The sequence below is a fragment of the Orbaceae bacterium lpD01 genome, from assembly GCA_036251705.1.
In the GTDB taxonomy this organism is placed as follows: domain Bacteria; phylum Pseudomonadota; class Gammaproteobacteria; order Enterobacterales; family Orbaceae; genus Utexia; species Utexia brackfieldae.
On sequence record CP133959.1, the window covers coordinates 2283280 to 2303516 of the forward strand.

General features: G+C 39.9%; 21 protein-coding genes. 10 read left to right on the top strand and 11 right to left on the bottom strand.

What is annotated here, in order from left to right:
- Positions 1–24: 24 nt before the first annotated feature.
- From murA to pepN, 9 genes are all read right to left on the bottom strand, one after another.
- Positions 25–1278, bottom strand: coding sequence for a UDP-N-acetylglucosamine 1-carboxyvinyltransferase (gene murA, locus RHO15_10365; GenBank protein ID WVD63849.1), 1254 nt, complete (start codon positions 1276–1278; stop codon positions 25–27).
- A gap of 305 nt (positions 1279–1583) precedes the next feature.
- Positions 1584–1844 (bottom strand): BolA/IbaG family iron-sulfur metabolism protein, encoded by a 261-nt coding sequence (locus RHO15_10370; GenBank protein WVD63850.1) that lies wholly within the window; start codon positions 1842–1844, stop codon positions 1584–1586.
- Positions 1844–2113, bottom strand: coding sequence for a hypothetical protein (locus RHO15_10375; protein WVD63851.1), 270 nt, complete (start codon positions 2111–2113; stop codon positions 1844–1846). The genes RHO15_10370 and RHO15_10375 overlap by 1 nt, the downstream gene beginning before the upstream one ends.
- 13 nt (positions 2114–2126) lie before the next feature.
- Positions 2127–2762: a phospholipid-binding protein MlaC gene (mlaC, locus tag RHO15_10380; GenBank protein WVD63852.1), complete on the bottom strand. Its 636-nt coding sequence runs from the start codon at positions 2760–2762 to the stop codon at positions 2127–2129.
- 95 nt (positions 2763–2857) lie between these two features.
- Positions 2858–3433, bottom strand: coding sequence for an outer membrane lipid asymmetry maintenance protein MlaD (mlaD, locus tag RHO15_10385; protein ID WVD63853.1), 576 nt, complete (start codon positions 3431–3433; stop codon positions 2858–2860).
- A 9-nt stretch (positions 3434–3442) separates the two neighbouring features.
- The gene (gene mlaE / locus RHO15_10390) at positions 3443–4219 is read right to left on the bottom strand and encodes a lipid asymmetry maintenance ABC transporter permease subunit MlaE (GenBank protein ID WVD63854.1); all 777 of its coding nucleotides are present in this window, start codon (positions 4217–4219) and stop codon (positions 3443–3445) included.
- Positions 4212–5057, bottom strand: a complete 846-nt coding sequence (gene mlaF / locus RHO15_10395; protein ID WVD63855.1) for a phospholipid ABC transporter ATP-binding protein MlaF — start codon at positions 5055–5057, stop codon at positions 4212–4214. The genes mlaE and mlaF overlap by 8 nt, the downstream gene beginning before the upstream one ends.
- A 210-nt stretch (positions 5058–5267) precedes the next feature.
- Positions 5268–5609 carry a rhodanese-like domain-containing protein gene (locus RHO15_10400; protein WVD63856.1) on the bottom strand — a complete coding sequence of 114 codons (342 nt, stop codon included), beginning with the start codon at positions 5607–5609 and terminating at the stop codon, positions 5268–5270.
- 9 nt (positions 5610–5618) lie between these two features.
- Complete coding sequence (gene pepN, locus RHO15_10405) at positions 5619–8240, bottom strand: aminopeptidase N (GenBank protein WVD63857.1); 2622 nt, start codon at positions 8238–8240, stop codon at positions 5619–5621.
- Positions 8241–8380: 140 nt separating this feature from the next.
- Between pepN and pncB the strand changes: the two genes are divergently transcribed.
- From pncB to fba, 9 genes are all read left to right on the top strand, one after another.
- Complete coding sequence (gene pncB / locus RHO15_10410) at positions 8381–9601, top strand: nicotinate phosphoribosyltransferase (protein ID WVD63858.1); 1221 nt, start codon at positions 8381–8383, stop codon at positions 9599–9601.
- Between the two features lie 61 nt (positions 9602–9662).
- A complete protein-coding gene (gene asnS, locus RHO15_10415) occupies positions 9663–11063 on the top strand; it encodes an asparagine--tRNA ligase (protein WVD63859.1) in 1401 nt (466 codons plus the stop codon).
- Between the two features lie 242 nt (positions 11064–11305).
- Positions 11306–12361, top strand: a complete 1056-nt coding sequence (locus tag RHO15_10420; GenBank protein WVD63860.1) for a porin — start codon at positions 11306–11308, stop codon at positions 12359–12361.
- A 133-nt stretch (positions 12362–12494) separates the two neighbouring features.
- Positions 12495–12956: a methylglyoxal synthase gene (locus tag RHO15_10425; protein ID WVD63861.1), complete on the top strand. Its 462-nt coding sequence runs from the start codon at positions 12495–12497 to the stop codon at positions 12954–12956.
- A 368-nt stretch (positions 12957–13324) separates the two neighbouring features.
- Positions 13325–13570, top strand: coding sequence for a PTS sugar transporter subunit IIA (locus RHO15_10430; protein WVD63862.1), 246 nt, complete (start codon positions 13325–13327; stop codon positions 13568–13570).
- 219 nt (positions 13571–13789) lie between these two features.
- Positions 13790–14071, top strand: coding sequence for a PTS sugar transporter subunit IIB (locus RHO15_10435; GenBank protein WVD63863.1), 282 nt, complete (start codon positions 13790–13792; stop codon positions 14069–14071).
- Positions 14072–14097: 26 nt separating this feature from the next.
- On the top strand, positions 14098–15483 hold the full coding sequence (locus RHO15_10440) for a PTS ascorbate transporter subunit IIC (GenBank protein ID WVD63864.1): 1386 nt from the start codon (positions 14098–14100) through the stop codon (positions 15481–15483).
- A gap of 99 nt (positions 15484–15582) precedes the next feature.
- Entirely contained in the window at positions 15583–16539 is a 957-nt protein-coding gene (locus RHO15_10445; GenBank protein ID WVD63865.1) for a PfkB family carbohydrate kinase, read from the top strand.
- A 50-nt stretch (positions 16540–16589) separates the two neighbouring features.
- Positions 16590–17450, top strand: coding sequence for a class II fructose-1,6-bisphosphate aldolase (gene fba, locus RHO15_10450; GenBank protein ID WVD63866.1), 861 nt, complete (start codon positions 16590–16592; stop codon positions 17448–17450).
- A 152-nt stretch (positions 17451–17602) separates the two neighbouring features.
- Here the strand turns inward: fba and RHO15_10455 are convergent, their stop codons facing one another.
- Together RHO15_10455 and lpcA are read right to left on the bottom strand one after the other, a co-directional pair.
- Entirely contained in the window at positions 17603–18370 is a 768-nt protein-coding gene (locus RHO15_10455; protein ID WVD63867.1) for a class II glutamine amidotransferase, read from the bottom strand.
- A gap of 21 nt (positions 18371–18391) precedes the next feature.
- Positions 18392–18970: a D-sedoheptulose 7-phosphate isomerase gene (gene lpcA, locus RHO15_10460; protein ID WVD63868.1), complete on the bottom strand. Its 579-nt coding sequence runs from the start codon at positions 18968–18970 to the stop codon at positions 18392–18394.
- 108 nt (positions 18971–19078) lie between these two features.
- Here lpcA and chaA point away from each other — a divergent pair, with 108 nt between their 5' ends.
- Positions 19079–20170 carry a sodium-potassium/proton antiporter ChaA gene (chaA, locus tag RHO15_10465; GenBank protein WVD63869.1) on the top strand — a complete coding sequence of 364 codons (1092 nt, stop codon included), beginning with the start codon at positions 19079–19081 and terminating at the stop codon, positions 20168–20170.
- Positions 20171–20237 lie beyond the last annotated feature (67 nt).

Below are 20237 nucleotides of genomic sequence, written 5' to 3' on the forward strand. Positions count from 1 at the left end.
ACTAAACTAAATCACGCAATCCAATTAGCTAATACGTTCGATATCAGCACCAATGCCATGCAATTTATCTTCAATTTTTTCGTATCCACGATCAATATGATAGATACGATCGATAACTGTTTTGCCGCTCGCGATACAACCAGCTATCACTAAACTTGCCGAAGCTCTTAAATCTGTAGCCATGACTTCAGCGCCTTTTAAGGTTTCAACACCGTGGGTGATAAGCGTGTTGCCTTCAATTTCAGCTTTAGCCCCCATCCGAATCAACTCTGGAATATGCATAAAGCGATTTTCGAAAATGGTCTCTTTGATCACACCGCTACCTTCCGCGACAATATTAAGTAGGGAAAATTGGGCTTGCATATCGGTTGGAAATCCAGGATAAGGCGCGGTATGGATATTAACCGCTTTGGCTCTTTTACCTTGCATATCCAGTGTAATCCAATCGTCTCCAGTTTCAATCTTCGCCCCAGCCTCAGTCAGTTTAGCTAAGACAGCATCAAGAAAATCAGGGCAAGTATGTCGGCAGGTAATCTTACCTCTCGATACCGCAGCAGCAATTAAAAAAGTACCCGTTTCGATTCTATCTGGCAGAACAGTATGCTCTCCACCGTGCAACGCTTCGACGCCTTCGATAGTAATACGGTCACTACCTGCACCTGAAATTTTTGCCCCTAAGGCATTAAGAAATTTAGCCGTATCAATAATCTCAGGTTCACAGGCAGCATTTTCGATGACAGTCTTACCTTCAGCGAGTGCTGCCGCACTCATTATCGTCACTGTGGCGCCGACACTGACTTTATCCATGAAAATATGTGCACCGGTCAAACGTCCTTTGACGGTCGCTTTGACATAGCCTTCATCCAGCGTGATGGTGGCACCTAATTTTTCAAGTCCGGAAATATGCAAATCCACCGGTCTTGCGCCAATAGCACAGCCACCAGGTAAAGCCACTTGCCCTTCACCAAAACGAGCAACTAAAGGACCTAAGGCCCAAATTGATGCGCGCATAGTCTTAACCAATTCATAAGGTGCACAATAATTATCAATTTGACTGGCATCAATATGAACAGAACCATTTTGTTGGATCTTAACCCCTAAACGGCTTAATAGTTCCAGGGTTGTATCGATATCCTTGAGTTTGGGTACATTTCGAATAGTAACGGGCTCTTGTGCTAATAAAGACGCAAACAAAATAGGTAAAGCGGCATTTTTTGCCCCAGAGATATTCACTTCACCACATAATGCAGCACGACCTTTTACCAGAAACTTATCCACAGATTGCTATCCTTATTGTTATAAAATATGCGTTCAAAAAAATAATAATATATCTACGTATTGTAACCAATTATAGCTACTGCGGAAACAGCAATCTAACAAATTAAGTGAATCTGATCGACGGTAATGAAGGAATCACGATTTTTTAGACATACTTGTCGTGAAATATTATGGATAAAGCAGAGGGACCTCGGTGACAACAAAATAGCTATAGTATAAAGCAACAGTGGTATATTTTAGATAATAAAAATGCACGATATTGATGATAAAATATCACTACCGTGCATCACAATGTCAGGGTTGAATTAAAAGCCCTGTAATTTTCTTTCACGCTGCCACTGAGCATTAGTATAGGTTTTAACGGATAATGCATGGATTCGATTGTCGGCAATAAACGCCGATAAAGGACCATAAATCGTCTGCTGCTTTTTAACCCGACTAAGATCAGCATAAATATCACTGACGGCGATAATCTGGAAATGACTACCATCATCGGTTAGTACTTTGATATCATCAAGTTCGATCGCAGCCTGTATTGCTGCGATAATATCTTCATTACTTATCATTATTCAATCACTTTTTCTAAATTATAAAGTTTTATCAATGTATTTAACTGCTCACTCACACCAACCAACTTGAGTTTAAAATGTAAGCAACAATAGACTAATAGTGCAAGTCCTGCCGAATCAACACGAGATAAGGAGGCCACATTTACCGCAGAAATCTGCTTAAACAGCGCAATTCGTTGACCCCAGATTAGCGCAACCGTCTGTCTGTCTAAAATACCATTAAGCAGTAATATATTGCCCTGTTGCTGCCAATCAATTAATGACATAACACACTCTCAATTATTTTGTTTGCAATTTAATCGGTTGATCAGCAGCTTGTTGTAGCTGTTTTGTTAAAGCGGCAATACCGTTTTGTCTTAAAGTTGTTGCCCACTCATTTTGTTTGGTTGAAACCATACTCACCCCTTCAGCAATCATATCGTAAGCTTTCCATTCACCTGAACGGGTATTCTTACGCCACTGGAAATCCAACCGAATTGGCTGCTGATTTTTATCATGACTGACCAATAAAATCCGAATCGAAACAATATCTTTACCGGTTAAATCTTTTGCACTTTCAATTTGATAATCCTGTCCATCATAAAGTGATAATGCCTGCGCTAATGCCTGGACTAAGTAGTTTTCAAAGGCAGTAAAATAAGCGTCTCTTTCCGGTTTAGTCGCCTTTTCATAGCTGCTACCTAAAATTAACGCACCCGCATATTTGACTTGAATATAGGGAATGAGATCCTTTCTGACCAAAGTTTTTAATAGTTCGGGGTTTCTAGCAATCTCCGCTTTTTCAGCATCAAATGAAGAGAATAGCTGTTTGGCTGCTTCTTGCATTTGCGCATAAGGATTTGTCACATCAGCTTTAGCTATTGCGGCAAATGAGGCAAAAAACAGGGCTAAAATAACGCATAGACGTTTTAACATGGTAGTGACTCCTTTTACTATGTGCACTTCATTATCATGATAACAAAGTGATTAATTAACAAATAGCTTATTTAAGCAATCTTTAAAGTTATCGTTTAATGTGACTCTTCTGCTGGTGTCGCGGTTGATGAATCAGATTTATATAAAAATTGACCAATCAGATCCTCAAGAACCAAAGCAGGTTTAGTGTTATGAATCACAAATCCAGCTTCAAAATACTCAGGCGTTTTTGTCTGATTATTATCTGCTTGCATGTCTCCAGTATCTGGCGCATCAAGTTCATCAATCTCATCAATCACACTTCGCTTAACCCCTAAATCAATGGCAATAAACTGCTCTCCGAGCAATCCTGAAGTCTTGATCGATAGTGCACTGCTGCTGGGTATTTGATTATAGCGACTATCAATATCCATCGTCACATAAGGTTTATACCCTTCACCATCAGTATTGGTCAATACCACATCACTCACACGACCAATAACCACACCGCCCACTTTAATCGGTGAACGGGCCTTTAAGCCACCAATATTATCGAAAACAGCATAAACACGATAAGAGGAGCCTTGACGAATTGAAGCCGTATCGGTCACTTTAAAACAGATAAAGAGTAGTGAAGCGATGACAATTAACATAAATAAACCGACCGTAATCTCGATTTTTCGATTTTCCATTACAAAACCTCAACTAAACATTAATGCGGTTAGAATAAAATCTAACCCTAAAATAACTAACGAAGAATAAACCACTGTACTGGTTGTCGCTTTACTAATCCCTTCTGACGTTGGCGTTGAGTCATAGCCATTAAATAACGCAATCCACGCGGTTGCAATGGCAAAGGCAAAACTTTTCACAAAGCAATTCACCGTATCATGCCACCAGTCGACATTACTTTGAATCGATGACCAGAAGAATCCTGAATCAATCCCTTTCCAGTCAACACCAACCAAAGCACCACCTAAAACACCTACAGCTATAAAAATAGCGGTTAAAAAAGGTAAACAGAAGAAACCCGCCCAAAAGCGAGGAGCGATAATACGTCTAAGGGGATCGACGGCCATCATCTCTAGACTTGATAACTGCTCTGTTGCTTTCATTAATCCTATTTCAGCCGTTAAAGCCGATCCTGCTCGACCGGCAAATAAGAGTCCTGCAACAACAGGACCTAGCTCTCGAAGTAAAGATAAGGCAACTAACATACCTAAACTAGCTTCCGCACCAAACGTAGTCAAAATGAAATAACCTTGTAACGCAAGAACCATACCAATAAATAGCCCGGATACAATGATGATAGTCAATGACTGAACACCAACAAAATAAAACTGTTTAACCAACAATGGAAACTGTTTTTTAAATTGCGGACGCCCCACTAATGCACCAAATAACATCATGCCTGATCGACCTAGCATTACGATAAAATTAATTACCGCACGGCCTAGTTTTTGCACAAAATTAATCATTAATTCGTCCCTCTATCGTCTCATTTAAAAGATCTGCTCGATAGTCGTTTGCTGGGTAATTAAAGGGCACAGGACCATCTGCAATGCCTTCCAAAAATTGTCTGACTCGCATATCGGAATTCGCCGCTATTTCGGCCGGTGTACCGCCAGCAATAATACGCTGTTCAGCAATAATATAGGCATAATCAGCAATGGAGAGAATTTCATTAACATCATGCGTCACCACAATACAGGTCAATCCCAAGGATTGATTAATTTCAGCAATCAGCTTGACAACCACGCCCATTGAAATCGGATCTTGACCTGCGAATGGTTCATCAAACATAATCAAATCAGGATCTAAAGCAATGGCTCTGGCTAATGCTGCACGTCTTGCCATACCACCGGAAAGCTCTGAAGGCATCATGGCCGCTGCACCGCGTAAACCAACAGCTTCAAGCTTCATCAAGACTAAATTGTGGAGTATGGGTTCAGGTAATTTGTAATGCTCTCTTAATGGATAAGCCACGTTATCAAAGACATTGAGATCAGTAAACAGCGCACCTGACTGAAATAGCATGCTCATTCTTTTTCTGATTTCATATAAGCGATGTCGAGATAATGAGACAATATTTTCACCATCAAATAGAATTTGCCCGAGCTGAGGCTTGAGTTGACCACCGATTAAGCGCAGTAAGGTGGTTTTCCCTATTCCAGAAGGCCCCATGATAGCAATCAACTTGCCACGTGGCACCACCAAATTCATATTTTTATAAATTGGCCGACTGCCTCGGGAGAAAGACATATCTCGAATCTCAATTAGATTGTCATTTTTTAAATTGGCCACGATTGACACCACATCCCTATCCTTAAAAATTGAACTCTATTCTACAAGAGTTTCTTCATGAAAGAAAATATCAATCTATCCTCAATACTCAGTTACACGACGGTTATTGTTAAGATAGTGTAACGTACAGATAAATAGTGCCGTATTCCTTAACCATAAAAAAGTTAAAGAGCGGTAATATCGATGATAAAATATCCGACTTTTCACTACAACCGATTAGCGCTAATAACGTCTCATCATCTTATCGATTTTTTTAGCCCATTCATCAATCCCACCTTCAAGATTAAATAGATGAGCTGACTCAAACCCTGTCTGTTGTAAATATTTAACAACCGTATAGCTGCGTATGCCGTGATGACAATAAACAATAATATCGATATCATCGGGAATCTGATCCAAATAGTTTGGGATCAGATTCATCGGTATATGTACGGCATCAGGTAAGCGACAAAGTTCGACTTCGTGAGGCTCTCTGACATCCAGTAACATGAGATTATCCCCTTGTTCTATTCGATGATTAAGTGCCTGTACCGTTATCGACTCAATCTCGTCCTGTTTTAACATAAATTATCCTTAATCAGCTAATGCTTTAGTGATTTTCTCATAGAGATCATTTGATAAGTGCGGCAGCGTTAATAATTGTTCTAAAGCGGCTTTCATTCGCTGCTGACGAGCCAGATCATAGCGTTTATAACGAATGAGTGGATCAATCAAACGCGCGGCAACTTGCGGATTTTTTTGATTCAGCTCAGTCAATATTTCAACTAAAAAATGATAGCCTTGTCCATTACTCGCATGAAATGCAACCGGATTATTCGAAACAAAAGCACCAATTAATGAACGAATGCGATTGGGATTGGCTAAGCTAAATGAACGGTGTGTTAATAACTGTTTAACTTGCTGTAAAGCATCCTTTGCAGGATTAGTTGCCTGTAACATAAACCACTTATCCATTACCAGACCATCTTGATGCCACTGCTGCTCAAAATCACGCATCAGTTCATGACGGCAACTTAGCTGCGCGCGCACAGCGGCACCCAGTGCCGCAATCGTATCGGTCATATTATTGGCTTGCGCATATTGCGCTTTAACTAGCCGCTGTGCACACTGATTATCAGTCAGATGCGCAATATAAAACAGACTCGCATTTTTTAATGCTCGCTTCGCGATATCGTGGTGTTCAATATGATAATCATGTGTTTGATGAGTATGATAAATAGCCAACCACTCGTCAGCCATCAGGTTTGCCATCTGTAAAATAATTTGCTGACGCGCCCAATGAATGGCATCTGGATTAACCACTTCAAATTGATTAGCGATCTCATTTTCGGATGGTGGCATGACAATCAACGCAATTAAAGCCGGATCTAATTGGGTGGAGAGAAGTATACCGCGGAAGGCATCAATCATCTCCTCAGAGAGTGCAATCGATTTACTCATATTAAAACGGGCAACATTTTCCTGGATATTTTGATTAAATAGCATCTGCGCCGCATCATAACGATTAAAATCATTTGTCGCATGCTGCATTAAGAAAATTAGATCTTCGGTACTATAGTTATAGTGTAGTTTCACTGGCGCAGAAAACTCTCTGAGCAGTGCAATAACTGGGTTATTTGGTACACAATCAAAAGTAAAAGTCTGCTCTGAAGCATTGACATCTAAAACCGAATGAAGTGAACGCCCTTGATATTGTAAAGGAATGATTTGACCATGTTGATCATAGAGCTCAATATCCAATGGAATGTGCAGTGGCTGCTTCTCTTTTTGATCTACCGTTGATGGCGTTAGCTGCTTTACGGTTAATTGATACGTTTGATCGCATTCATTATAAGTCGTTGTCACAAATAGTTCTGGCGTTCCCGATTGACTATACCAGCGTTTAAACTGAGTTAAATCAATCTGGGATGCATCGGCCATAGCCTGAATAAAATCATCACACGTTGCCGCGGTACCATCATGACATTCAAAATAGTAGCGCATACCCGCCTGAAACTGAGTCTCGCCCAATAAAGTATGTAACATCCGAATGACTTCAGAGCCTTTCTCATAAACCGTTACAGTATAAAAATTATTCATCTCAATCACTTGATCTGGTCGAATGGGATGCGACATTGGGCTCGCATCTTCGGTAAACTGGGGTCCACGAATAATTTTAACATTATTGATACGATTAACGGCTCTTGAACCTAAATCAGCACTAAACTCTTGATCACGAAAAACGGTTAAGCCCTCTTTTAAACTCAATTGAAACCAGTCTCGACAAGTGACGCGATTACCGGTCCAGTTATGAAAATATTCATGACCAATCACTGACTCAATGCCTAAATAATCATCATCAGTTGCCGTTTCTGCTTTGGCTAAAACAAACTTAGAATTAAAAATATTTAATCCTTTATTTTCCATAGCGCCCATATTAAAGAAATCAACTGCGACAATCATAAAAATATCTAAATCATATTCTAAGTTAAAGCGCTGCTCATCCCATCGCATTGCATTCTTTAAGCTTTCCATCGCCCACTGAGTTCTATCAAGATTCCCTCTATCGACATAAATCTCCAGAGTAATTTCACGCTGGCTTCGGGTAATGAATTTATCTTTTAGAATGTCAAAGTCACCGGCGACTAAGGCAAAAAGATAACTAGGTTTTGGAAAGGGATCATACCACTCAACCCAATGTTGGTTATTAGCCAGATCACCTTCAGCAATTCGGTTACCATTAGAGAGTAAAAAAGGATATTTTTCTTTATTGGCGGTGATTCGGGTTCTAAATCTAGCCAGTACATCGGGTCTATCTAAATAATAGGTAATATGTCTAAAGCCCTCCGCTTCACACTGCGTACAAAGTGCTCCCTCTGAGACATATAAACCTTCAAGTGCGGTGTTATCAATCGGTTTGATTTCATTCACAATCGTAAGCGTAAAATTATCTGGAACATCATGAATCCAGAGTTGCTGCGGCTTTACTTCAAAGTTAGACCACGGCTGCTCATCAATATTCACCGAAATTAAGGTGAGCGCTTCACCCTCTAACACTAACGTGTTGGCTTGTGCGTTTTGACGAATAACCTGACTTCTGGCTGTAACGGTGGTGACTTCAGCAGAGAGTTGAAAGTCCAAATCGATATCGGTAATGGTATAATTAGGTGCGGTATAATCTAAACGATACTTAGCTTTAGGTGAATGCTGACTCATAGAAAACCCTTTTTCCAAAATAAATGTGATTAATAACTAAATTATAGCTAAAATTGACCAGAATGGATGATAAATATTCGCGAAAAAAATTATTCTGCTATAATCGCCTGACAATTTTGATTATTTAAAATACATTATCCATGTTGAAAGAGCGCGCAAACCGGCCAGCAGATCCGATTTTAACGTCAATTTTAGATACTGATGCCTATAAATTACATATGCAGCAAGCTGTCTTTCATTACTATGGCGATGTCACCGTGGCCGCTGAGTTTCGCTGCCGTAATGATGACCAGCTGGGGCAATATCGAGATGAGATAGCCTATCAAATAAATCAAATGCAGCATCTCGCTTTGAGCCAAGATGAATACAATTATTTATCACAAATCTCTTTTTTTAAATCTGACTATCTCAACTGGTTAAAAAATTTTCGTTATAATCCCGCCTTGGTTAATATTCAAAATAGAGAGGGCGAATTAACGATTCGGATTGAAGGCCGGTGGCTAGAGGTGATTCTTTGGGAAGTTCCTTTGTTGGCTGTGATCAGTGAAATAGTCCACCGTCACAGAACACCACAGATAAATGAAGTGCAGGCGCTATTTCCGTTGCAGGAGAAACTCAATAGATTTGCACAAAATACTGTTGATTTAGATTTATCACAATTTAATCTGATTGATTTTGGTACCAGACGCCGTTATTCTGCCAAAGTCCAGCAAACAGTGGTCAATTATTTAAAAGCAAACTTTGACTATTTTCAGGGTACCAGTAACTATTTTCTGGCTTATCAGTTAGGGGAATTACCCTTGGGGACACAAGCACACGAATGGTTTCAAGCCCATCAGCAAATCAGTGATAATCTGGCCGATTGCCAGCATCAGGCCTTACAAGTTTGGTTAGATGAATATCCGCGTGATTTAGGCATTGCATTAACCGACTGCATTACGATGGATGCCTTTTTACGTGATTTTAATATTGATTTCGCTGAAAGTTACCAAGGATTACGTCATGATTCTGGCGATCCCATCATCTGGGGTGAAAAAGCGATTAAACACTATGTTTCATTGGGTATCGATCCCAAGCAAAAAACGCTAGTCTTTTCGGATAGTTTAAATTTAGATAAAGCACTGGCTATTTATCGCCATTTTTATCATCGCGTCAAATTAGCCTTCGGTGTCGGTGGACATTTAACCTGTGATCTACCGATTTCCTCGTTATCAAATACAAAAAGTTTAAATATCGTGATTAAGCTCGTTGAATGTAATGGTAAACCTGTGGCAAAATTATCAGATAGTCCTGGTAAAACAATTTCGCAAGATCGGGCATTTATCAATCAGTTGAAAAAAGCTTTTGATGTTTCGCCCTAATAACGATGTTTTTGATCAATCAACAATATAGATAGATTGTTAAAATAAAAGAGAGTTTTTTATGTCTATTGCAGCAGTAACAGAGGTACTACAAGGAAAAATAGCGGTGGGTAGTACCGTCACCGTTCAAGGATGGGTGAGAACGCGCCGCGATTCAAAAGCGGGCATGTCTTTTTTGAGTGTTTATGATGGCTCATGTTTTTCACCTATTCAAGCCGTTATTGATAATACTTTAGCCAATTATCAAAGTGAAGTATTACGCTTAACCACAGGTTGTTCTGTTCAAGTTACGGGTACAGTGGTTGAATCGCAAGGTCAAGGTCAACAGTTTGAATTACAGGCGACCCAAGTTGAAGTCGTTGGCTGGGTGGATGATCCTGATACTTATCCGATGGCGGCTAAACGCCACTCCATTGAATATCTTCGTGAAGTCGCCCATTTACGTGCCAGAACCAATATTATGGGTGCGATGACGCGCGTACGACATACATTAGCGCAAGCAATCCATCAGTTTTTTGATGAGCAAGGCTTTTTCTGGTTATCGACCCCACTCATTACTGCTTCTGATACAGAAGGTGCCGGGGAGATGTTCCGGGTCTCAACACTGGATTTAGTTAATTTGCCGAAGCATCAAAACGGCACTATTGACTTTAGTAAAGACTTTTTTGGTAAAGAAGCCTTTTTGACCGTATCGGGTCAACTTAATGGCGAAACGTATGCTTGTGCATTATCCAAAATTTATACCTTTGGTCCGACTTTTAGAGCTGAAAACTCAAACACCAGCCGACACCTTGCTGAATTTTGGATGATGGAGCCGGAAGTTGCGTTTGCAGATCTGAATGATATCGCTAAATTAGCAGAAAATATGTTGAAATATGTATTTAAAACCGTGCTTGAGCGCCGTGCAGACGATATGGCATTCTTTGCTGAACATGTTGATAAAGAAGCGATTACACGCTTAGAAAAATTCATTACCTCTGATTTTGCACAAGTTGATTATACTGATGCAATTAAGATTTTACAGGCTTGTGATCATAAGTTCGAAAATCCAGTCAGCTGGGGAATTGATTTATCCTCAGAGCATGAACGTTATTTAGCTGAACAACATTTTAAAGCACCGGTTGTCGTCAAAAACTATCCTAAAGATATTAAAGCATTTTATATGCGTATGAATGAAGATGGCAAAACGGTTGCCGCCATGGATGTGCTCGCGCCAGGCATTGGAGAAATCATTGGTGGTTCACAGCGTGAAGAACGCTTACCGCAACTCGATAAACGTATGGATGAAATGGGATTAAATAAAGAAGATTACTGGTGGTATCGTGATTTAAGACGTTATGGCACAGTACCTCACTCAGGTTTTGGACTCGGATTTGAGCGTTTAATTGCTTATGTTACTGGCATCCAAAATGTACGTGACGTCATCCCATTCCCAAGAACACCAAGGAATGCAGATTTTTAAAAAACAGACTGAAACAGCTCATTTTTTAACCAAAAGAACACTATTTTGTGGTTAGACAAACGCTTTTTCAAAAAGTTCGCTTGATTTTACATAAAAATCAATATAACTTGTAGGCCTGAAATAATTGATAATGACTGAGCACTCATATTTGGTTATTATCTACTATAACTGACACCAAACTCTCACGGTGTAAACCTAGAGCAGTGGCGGGTGTCTTAAATAAACACCAATGAGGGTACAAAATGAAACGTAATCTATTAGCTATCGCTATCCCAGCACTTTTAGTTGCTGGCGCAGCAAACGCTTCTATCGAAGTGTTCAACAAAGACGGTAACAAATTAAGCATCAATGGCCGTGTAAAAGCGATCAACTATATTTCTAAAAGCGACAATGAAAACAAAGGCGATCACACTGACGCACGTCTTGGCTTTACTGGCGAAACAAGAATCAGCGATTCTTTAATCGGTTATGGCCGTGCTGAATGGCAGACAAAACCAGGTAGTGTTGATAAAGATATCGAAACTCGTTATGCATTCGCTGGTTTAGATTTCGGTGATATCGGTGCTATCGACTACGGTAAAAATGCAGGTATCTTATTCGCTGTTGCGGATTATACTGACGTATTACCAGAGTTTGGTGGTGACGCTAAAAACAACAAATGGTACCTTCTTTCTGATCGTGCACAAGCTGTTGCAACTTACCACAACCAAAACTTCTTTGGTTTAGTTGATGGCTTAAACATGAATTTACAGTATGCTGATAATTCAAGTGATTTAGATCAGAGTTATACTAACGCTGCAGGCGAAGTGATTAATGATGATCGTGCACAAGCTTACGGTGCAAACTTTGAATACTCACTATTAGATACTGGTTTATCTTTAGCAGGTGCTTATGCACAAGCTTCTGGTCACCATGCACCTAAATCATGGGCAACTGGCTTAAAATATGATGCAAACGATTTATACGTTGCTGCAACTTATTTTGAATCACAACAAAAATTTGCTTCTGACGACAAACTTAAAGCACGCGGTTTTGAAGTTGTTGCTCAGTATGGTATCGACTTTGAAATCGGTCGTTTAACACCATCACTTGCTTATATCCAACATAAAGATAAATCAACTGGTACAAACAAAGATTTAGCTAAATATGTTGATGTTGGTGCAACTTATGACTTCAACAAAAACTTAAGCGCAATCATTGATTACAAAATCAACTTACTTGATGAAGACGCTGCACAAGGTATCACTAAAGGCGATACACGTGATATGGTTGCCGTTGGTCTAATCTATCAGTTCTAATTTAAATATAGCAATATATTTAGCTAGAATAAAAAAGGCACTTAGGTGCCTTTTTTATTCTCAGCTCTTTTCATCACAGAGCAATCTCCCAATAATCATCAATGATACTCCCAATATAACTTAGGACAAGAGCATGCGACAGACAACTCGAACCTTACCTTTCCCTAAAAATATTGCACTTGTCGCTCATGATCACTGTAAAGCGAATTTACTCGAGTGGTGCCGTAAAAATAGTGCCGAATTATCCAAACATCATCTGTACGCGACAGGCACCAGCGGTAATCTCATCAAGCAACAAGTCGGCCTGACCATCACGCCTATGCTGAGTGGCCCGATGGGCGGTGACCAACAAATTGGTGCGCTGATTGCAGAGGGAAAAATTGATATATTGATCTTTTTCTGGGATCCCCTCAATGCGGTTCCTCATGATCCGGATGTCAAAGCATTACTCAGATTAGCCACCGTCTGGAATATTCCCGTTGCAAACAATCTGGCGACGGCCGACGCGCTGATTTCATCGAAACTATTTAGCGAGACATTCACCATTGATATTCCTGACTATCAGGATTACCTTAATCAGCGAATCAGCCAATAATCCCAAATTAGCCTAACTTGCGCATGTTTATTCAGACCAAAAGTATTTTTGTAACGATAAAAACAGTATCATCTTTTAGCATAAAAGATACTTTTGTTGTCAAGAACATTATTCACTTTTACTAATAAAGTCAATTAAGACTGTTCAATCATTGTCTCTTTTAAAATATTCAATATTTTCATCGACTAGTCATCTCTAAATTAGCCGCTATTTTTATTCATCACATTTAATAAAATAATAAAAAATATTAATTAAATCTGTGATATAGATCCTTAATCTTTTTCCAAATAGCCAATTGCATCACAAAACTACAGCCCCAAACTCGCTAGAATTATCTCTCGTAGCTAAGCGATGATGGAGATCATTGAATGACGATAAAATTCAATTTAGACCTAATCACTTTAGATGCTCATTATACCAGCGCCAACGAAGCAATAGAGGCTGCTGGTAACCTTCTCCTGACTAATGAACTTTGTAATCAAAACTATGTCCACGCCATGCAAAACACCTATCAACAGTTCGGCAGCTATATTGTACTAGATAATGGCCTCGCCATGCCTCATGCCAGACCTGAACACGGCGCTTTAACGACCGGATTTTGTATCATTACATGATCCCAGCCACTCAACTTTGGTCACGAGGATTTTGATCCTATAAATGTTATTGTTGGCATTGCCACTCAAGCCGCGGAGGCGCATATTGAATTAATTCAATTAATCGTCACCTTGATTGAGGCCAATTTAGTCTCAGTCGCAACAAAAACAACCAGTAAAATCAGTTTATTGAATTTTATTACGCCTTTTATGACTAAACATCGTTAAATAGGAGAGGATATGTTAAAAATTAGAACGGTTTGTGGTAATGGCATCGGTAGCTCCTTAATGGCAGCTAATCATGTCAAAAATCTATGCCAAGAATTAGGTATCAAAGCAGATATCGCGTCGATTGATTTTGCCAATGCCGTTGGTGAGAAAGCTGATCTGTATATCACTATCAAAGATCTCGCTAATCAGTTTCCCGACCAATCCAAAGTGGCTGTGATTCGCAGCTATATCAACAAAAAACAGATTGCCGAAGATGTTACGGAAAAATTACAGCAATTAGCCCAGCACTAATTCTTTTGTTTACAGGAGTTTAATCTATGCAATCGATACTCTTATTTCTCACTGACATTCTTAATCAACCGGCATTTTTGATGGGACTGATTGCTTTTATTGGTCTTATTGCCCTTCACTCTCCATTTAATAAAGTCTTAACCGGTACCATCAAACCCATTTTGGGCTATTTAATGTTAAGTGCTGGTGCAGGGGTTATCGTGACTAACCTCAATCCACTAGGTGGTATTATCGAGGCCGGATTTAATATCCGTGGCGTCATTCCGAATAATGAAGCCATCGTCTCTGTTGCACAGCAATTATTAGGCGTTGAAACAATGAGTATTCTGGTACTGGGATTTGTCATCAATCTGATTATTGCCCGTTTTACCAAATATAAATATATCTTTCTGACGGGTCATCACTCTTTCTTTTTGGCCTGTCTATTTTCCGCGGTGCTGCAAGCAGCACATTTTAAAGACTGGCAACTTATTTTAGCGGGCGGCTTTTTCCTTGGCTCCTGGTCAGCGATCTCCCCCGCCATTGGTCAGCGCTACACAAAACAAGTCACTGAGGACGGCGGTATAGCGATGGGACATTTTGGTTCATTGGGCTACTATATATCGGCCTTTATCGCGAAAAAAGTGGGCAATAAAGCGGATTCATTTGCCGATACTGAAATTTCCGAAAAATGGGGTTTTTTACGTGATACCACCGTAACAACCGGGATTGTTATGGTGGTGATCTATCTTATCTGTAGTCTCGTTGCAGGTAACGAATATATGGCCACAATCACTGCATTAAATCCGGTGATTTATGCCATTCTCTGTGGTTTACAATTTGCCGTCGGGGTGGCGATTGTTTATAACGGCGTACGCCTGATCTTAGGTGATTTAGTGCCTGCCTTCCAGGGAATTAGCCAAAAATTAATTCCTAACTCAATTCCAGCGGTTGACTGTGCGGTCTTTTTTACCTTTAGTCCAACCGCCGTTGTCGTTGGCTTTATCGCCTCTTTTATGGGAGGCTTGGTTGGCATGCTAATGCTTGGAGGATTGGGTATGGCGCTGATTATTCCGGGCATGGTACCGCATTTTTTCTGTGGAGGTACATCAGGCGTATTTGCCGATAAATTGGGTGGAAAACGTGGCTGCATCATCGCATCATTTATTGGCGGCATTTTTCTCGCCTTTTTACCGGCATTGTTATTACCGGCATTAGGGGATTTGGGTTTCCAGCAAACCACCTTTTCTGATTTCGATTTTGCTGTTTGGGGTATTCTCATCGGTGACCTTTTCACGCAGTTTGGCCAAATCGCTATCTATGGTCTTTGCTTTATCATACTGATTGCGTTACTCATCCCTTACTGTTTCAAATCTATTAAGGTGGTTGGTGATACCAAAACTTATGCAGAGTTGGTTGAATCTGATAAATAATTATGGTGGGGCTTGATGCTATTAAGTCCTGTTCATCATAAACATATTAATGATTATCCTGTATCAACCATTGCATCACTACCATTAGGAGATAACTGTATGACAATACTCTCTGTCGGTTTTGCCTGTTACGATCAGTTCTTTTTTACGCCATCTTACCCCAAAGAAAATACTAAGGCAGTCAGTGTCGATTTTATTGAAAGCGGTGGCGGACCATGCGGTAATGCGGCCTACCTACTTGGATTATGGGGAGAAAAAGTGGTCTATTTGGGTCACTTAAATCAAGATATTTATGCGCAAAAAATTGTTTCAGAATTCAATCAAGTTGGCGTCAATACTGAACATATTATTTTTTCAGCTGAGATGCAAACTCCGTTAGCCGCAATAATTGTCAATAACCAAACAGGTGCAAGAACCATTGTCACCCGAAAATTAAATACGCCACCACGCTTGACTATTTTTGAAAAAGAAAAATTACAGGCCTGGATGAACAACATAAGCAATCATGCTGAAATCGCTATTTTAATTGATGGTCATGAACCCGAACTGAGTGAATATGTTATTCATCACTTTCCTGATGCCAAAGTGGTGATGGATGCCGGATCACTACGTGAAAGTAATCTTTATTTGGCCAAATACACTGACTATCTGGTCGCCAGTGAAAATTTTGCATTAGCCTATTCAGGACTGGACAAATTGACCAGTAAACAGGATCTCATGCAGATATTACAGAAAATGGCGCAGATAGCCAAAGGTCAGGTTTTTATTACCCTCGGTGAAAAAGGCTGTGCCTATTTGGCCGATAATAAAATAAACATCATACCCAGTTATTTATGCAAAGCAGTTGATACAACCGGGGCTGGCGATATTTTTCATGGTGCCTTTATTTATGGCGTGAGCTATGGCTGGGAGATTGAGACGATTATTGAATTTGCCAGTTTAACCGCCAGCCTCTCAATCGAACAAAGGGGCGTCAGAAACGCGATGCCCGATTTATGTGCAGTGAATAAAGCTAAACTACACTTTGAGAAGAATCTTCAGGCGTACTTTAAATAGAGATAACTAAATACGCTTCGTCTCATTTTAAATCAAGGAGATTAAATGATATGTTAGTATCAATGAAAGCGATGTTAAATGCCGCTTATCAAGCCCATTATGCGGTTGGCCAATTTAATATCAATAACCTAGAGTGGGTTACGACTGTTTTAATGACCGCTAAAGAGATGCGTTCACCCGCAATTTTAGGCGTTTCTGGCGGAACTATTAAACATATGCTCGGTTTTAAAACCATCTATCAAGTCGTCAAGGAGGGCATGGAGTACCTTGAAATTGATGTCCCTATCGCCCTACATTTAGATCATGGCCAAAGTTATGAATCCTGTATTGCGGCGATTCAAGCCGGTTTTAGCTCAGTTAGGTTTGATGGCTCACATCTCCCTTTTGATGAAAATTTAGCCATTACTAAACGGGTCACCGATTATGCCCACAAACGTGGTGTATCTGTTGAAGCAGAGTTAGGGACAATTGCCGGTAGTGAAGATGGTATTGTCAACTCTCAAGTTATTTATGCTGACCCTCAGCAATGTTTAACGCTGGTCAAGGAAACCAGTGTCGATTGTTTAGCTGCGGCGCTAGGATCGACACACGGTTTATATAAAGGTAAAGCGAAGCTTGGATTTGACGAAATGGCGCATATTGCTCAGCTGATTAAGATTCCCTTAGTGTTACATGGCGGTACGGGGATTAGTAACGAAGATATGTGTCATGCGATAAAACTCGGCACTGCTAAAATCAATGTGAATACTGAAAATATGTATGCCTGGTGTTTAGAAGTAAAGCGATTATTTGCCCAGCAAGGAGATAAAGCGATCAGCGATCCGCGTAAAGTGATTAATCAAGGATTAAAGCCGGTGGCGGAAAAAATAAAAGAACGAATGACACTATTCGGTTCAGCAAACCGCTATTAATCCATCATGGTATCCGTGAATAGCCGCCAATAAATACAATAAGCTGATGAATAAAATAATAAAACAATATCATCAGATGATCTGCCCAGAATCCGATTGAGCGCAATCTAAAGTTTAACCGCAAGCATGAGAAAACAGGCGTTTATCTGAACTTAATCACAAATCAATTCACCATACCGAAATACGACAAGTTGTCCGGGTTCAATTTTATACCATTGTTCATTCACGGTTAGAGGTTGCGTGGCAATAATGGTTACAATATCTGAGGGTGTCGTATGCTGATAAAAATCGATATCAATATCCTCATCAAGCAATTTTGCCTGTCCGAACGGCGCTTTTCGCGTAATCCAGTGTAAATGTGTGGCACAATAAGCAATAATATATTCGCCATCAGATAACAGCATATTAAATACCCCTTTTTCAGCTAACTGAGCAGCCTGTTTTTTTATCTCTGCCGATAGCTCACGCCATGCAGGCATAGTATGATAACGATGGTATAGCTGATTGAGCAGAAAACAGAATGCATACTCACTATCTGTTTGTCCCACGGGATAAAAAAAACCGGTATCGAGTTGCGCATAATCAGTTAATTGCCCATTATGGGCAAATGTCCAATAGCGACCCCATAACTCTCGCGTAAAAGGGTGGGTATTTTCAAGTGATATCCCACCTCGATTAGCCTGACGAATATGTGCAATAATGACCTGAGATTTGATTGGATAATCCTGAATCATTTTCGCAATAGGTGAATAGCTACTTGGCAGCGCATCCTTAAACGTTCGACATCCTTTACCTTCATAAAAAGTGATGCCCCAACCATCCCGATGGGGTCCTCGTTCACCACCGCGTTTAACTAAGCCAGTGAAACTAAAACAGATATCAGTTGGCACATTTGCGCTCATACCCAATAATTCGCACATATCAGCTCGACTCAGGCTTAGTTATTTAGCCATTTCCTGTTCAATTAACAAAATCAAAATATGAATCACTTTAATATGGATTTCCTGAATACGATCAGCATAGCCAAAGTGAGGTACATTAATTTCAATATCTGCCAGACCTGACATTTTACCGCCATCTTTACCGGTTAAGGTGATCACTTTCATACCTTTACTTCTGGCTGCTTCGATGGCTTTTATCACATTAGCTGAATTGCCTGAGGTCGAAATACCTAAAAGTACGTCACCAGCTTGCCCGACCCCCTCAACAAAACGAGAGAAGACATAATCGAAGCCAAAATCATTACTGACACAAGAGGTATGGCTTATATCAGAAATCGCTATCGCTGGATAAGCGGGACGGTTTTCGCGATACCGACCAGTTAGCTCTTCAGCAAAATGCATCGCATCACAATGTGAACCACCATTACCACAAGATAAAACTTTACCGCCACGTTTAAAGCTATCCGCTAATAAAATAGCCGCCTGCGCAATTGCATCTAGATGACATTTGTTGGCTAAAAAGGCATTTAGTACATCGTTGGCTTGATTTAATTCAGCTTTTATTACATCATAATACATAAACTAGTATTTCCTTTATTATTCGATATTCGTATTTTAATAGCAAAGATTGTTGTTTCAAAACGATATTATATAATTTTGTATATAACCATTCAGGATGAATACAATATGGCGTCAAAATCCCGACATAAAGAGTATGCTATCATACTAAGCTTAATTACCTTACCCATCCTTTTTGCTTTACAGCACTCACATAATTTATTGATCGTTATCTTACTGAATTTACTCTCCTTATGCGCCATTATCTTTAGTGCGTTTAGCGTAGTTCGGCATGCTGATGTATTAGCCCATCGCCTAGGTGAACCTTATGGTGCCTTAGTGCTCAGTTTATCTGTCGTGATACTTGAAGTCAGTCTGATTTCGGTGATTATGGCCTCCGGCGGCGCCGAACCAACCTTGATGCGCGACACAATTTATTCCATTATTATGATTGTGATTGGTGGATTAGTTGGCTTAGCCTTATTAATTGGTGGTCGTAAATTTGAGACCCAACGAGTTAATCTAGGCGGCATCAAACAGTATCTTATGGCCATTGTTCCGCTTGCCGTTATCGTCTTAGTACTTCCAGCGGCACTACCTGCACAAAACTTTTCAACCACACAGAAAATTATTGTCGCAGTTATCTCTGCTGCGATGTATGCCGTTTTTTTGATTATTCAAACTAAAACGCATCAGCAACTCTTTATCTATGAGGATGAGGATGAAGAGTGTGATGATAAAGGTAAGTCGACCAAAAAACGTTCTGGACACAGTAATTTATGGCATGCACTATTTTTGTTGATTCATCTGGTTTGTGTGATTGCAGTCACTAAAGCCAATTCAGCACCACTGGATTATTTGCTCCATAAACTCAACGCACCGGCGCCTTTTACTGGCTTCTTGGTTGCACTACTCATCCTGTCACCGGAAGGACTTGGTGCACTAAAAGCAGTCATTAAAAACCAAGTACAAAGAGCCATGAATATCTTTTTTGGTTCGGTGTTAGCCACTATTTCATTGACAGTACCAACAGTAAGCTTGATTGCTATTGTGACCGGTCAATCGATTGAGTTTGCGCTATCTATTCCCAATATTGTCATTATGGTAACAATGCTGATCTTATCGATTATTTCATTCGGTACAGGCAGAACAAACCAGCTCAATGGTACCGCACATTTAACTGTATTTGTGGTCTATATAATGATCTTATTAAATATATAAGTTTTAAAGGTCATTATGATTGCCATGCTAGGCTTGAGAGAAAAAAGGGTAAACGTATAAAATAAAA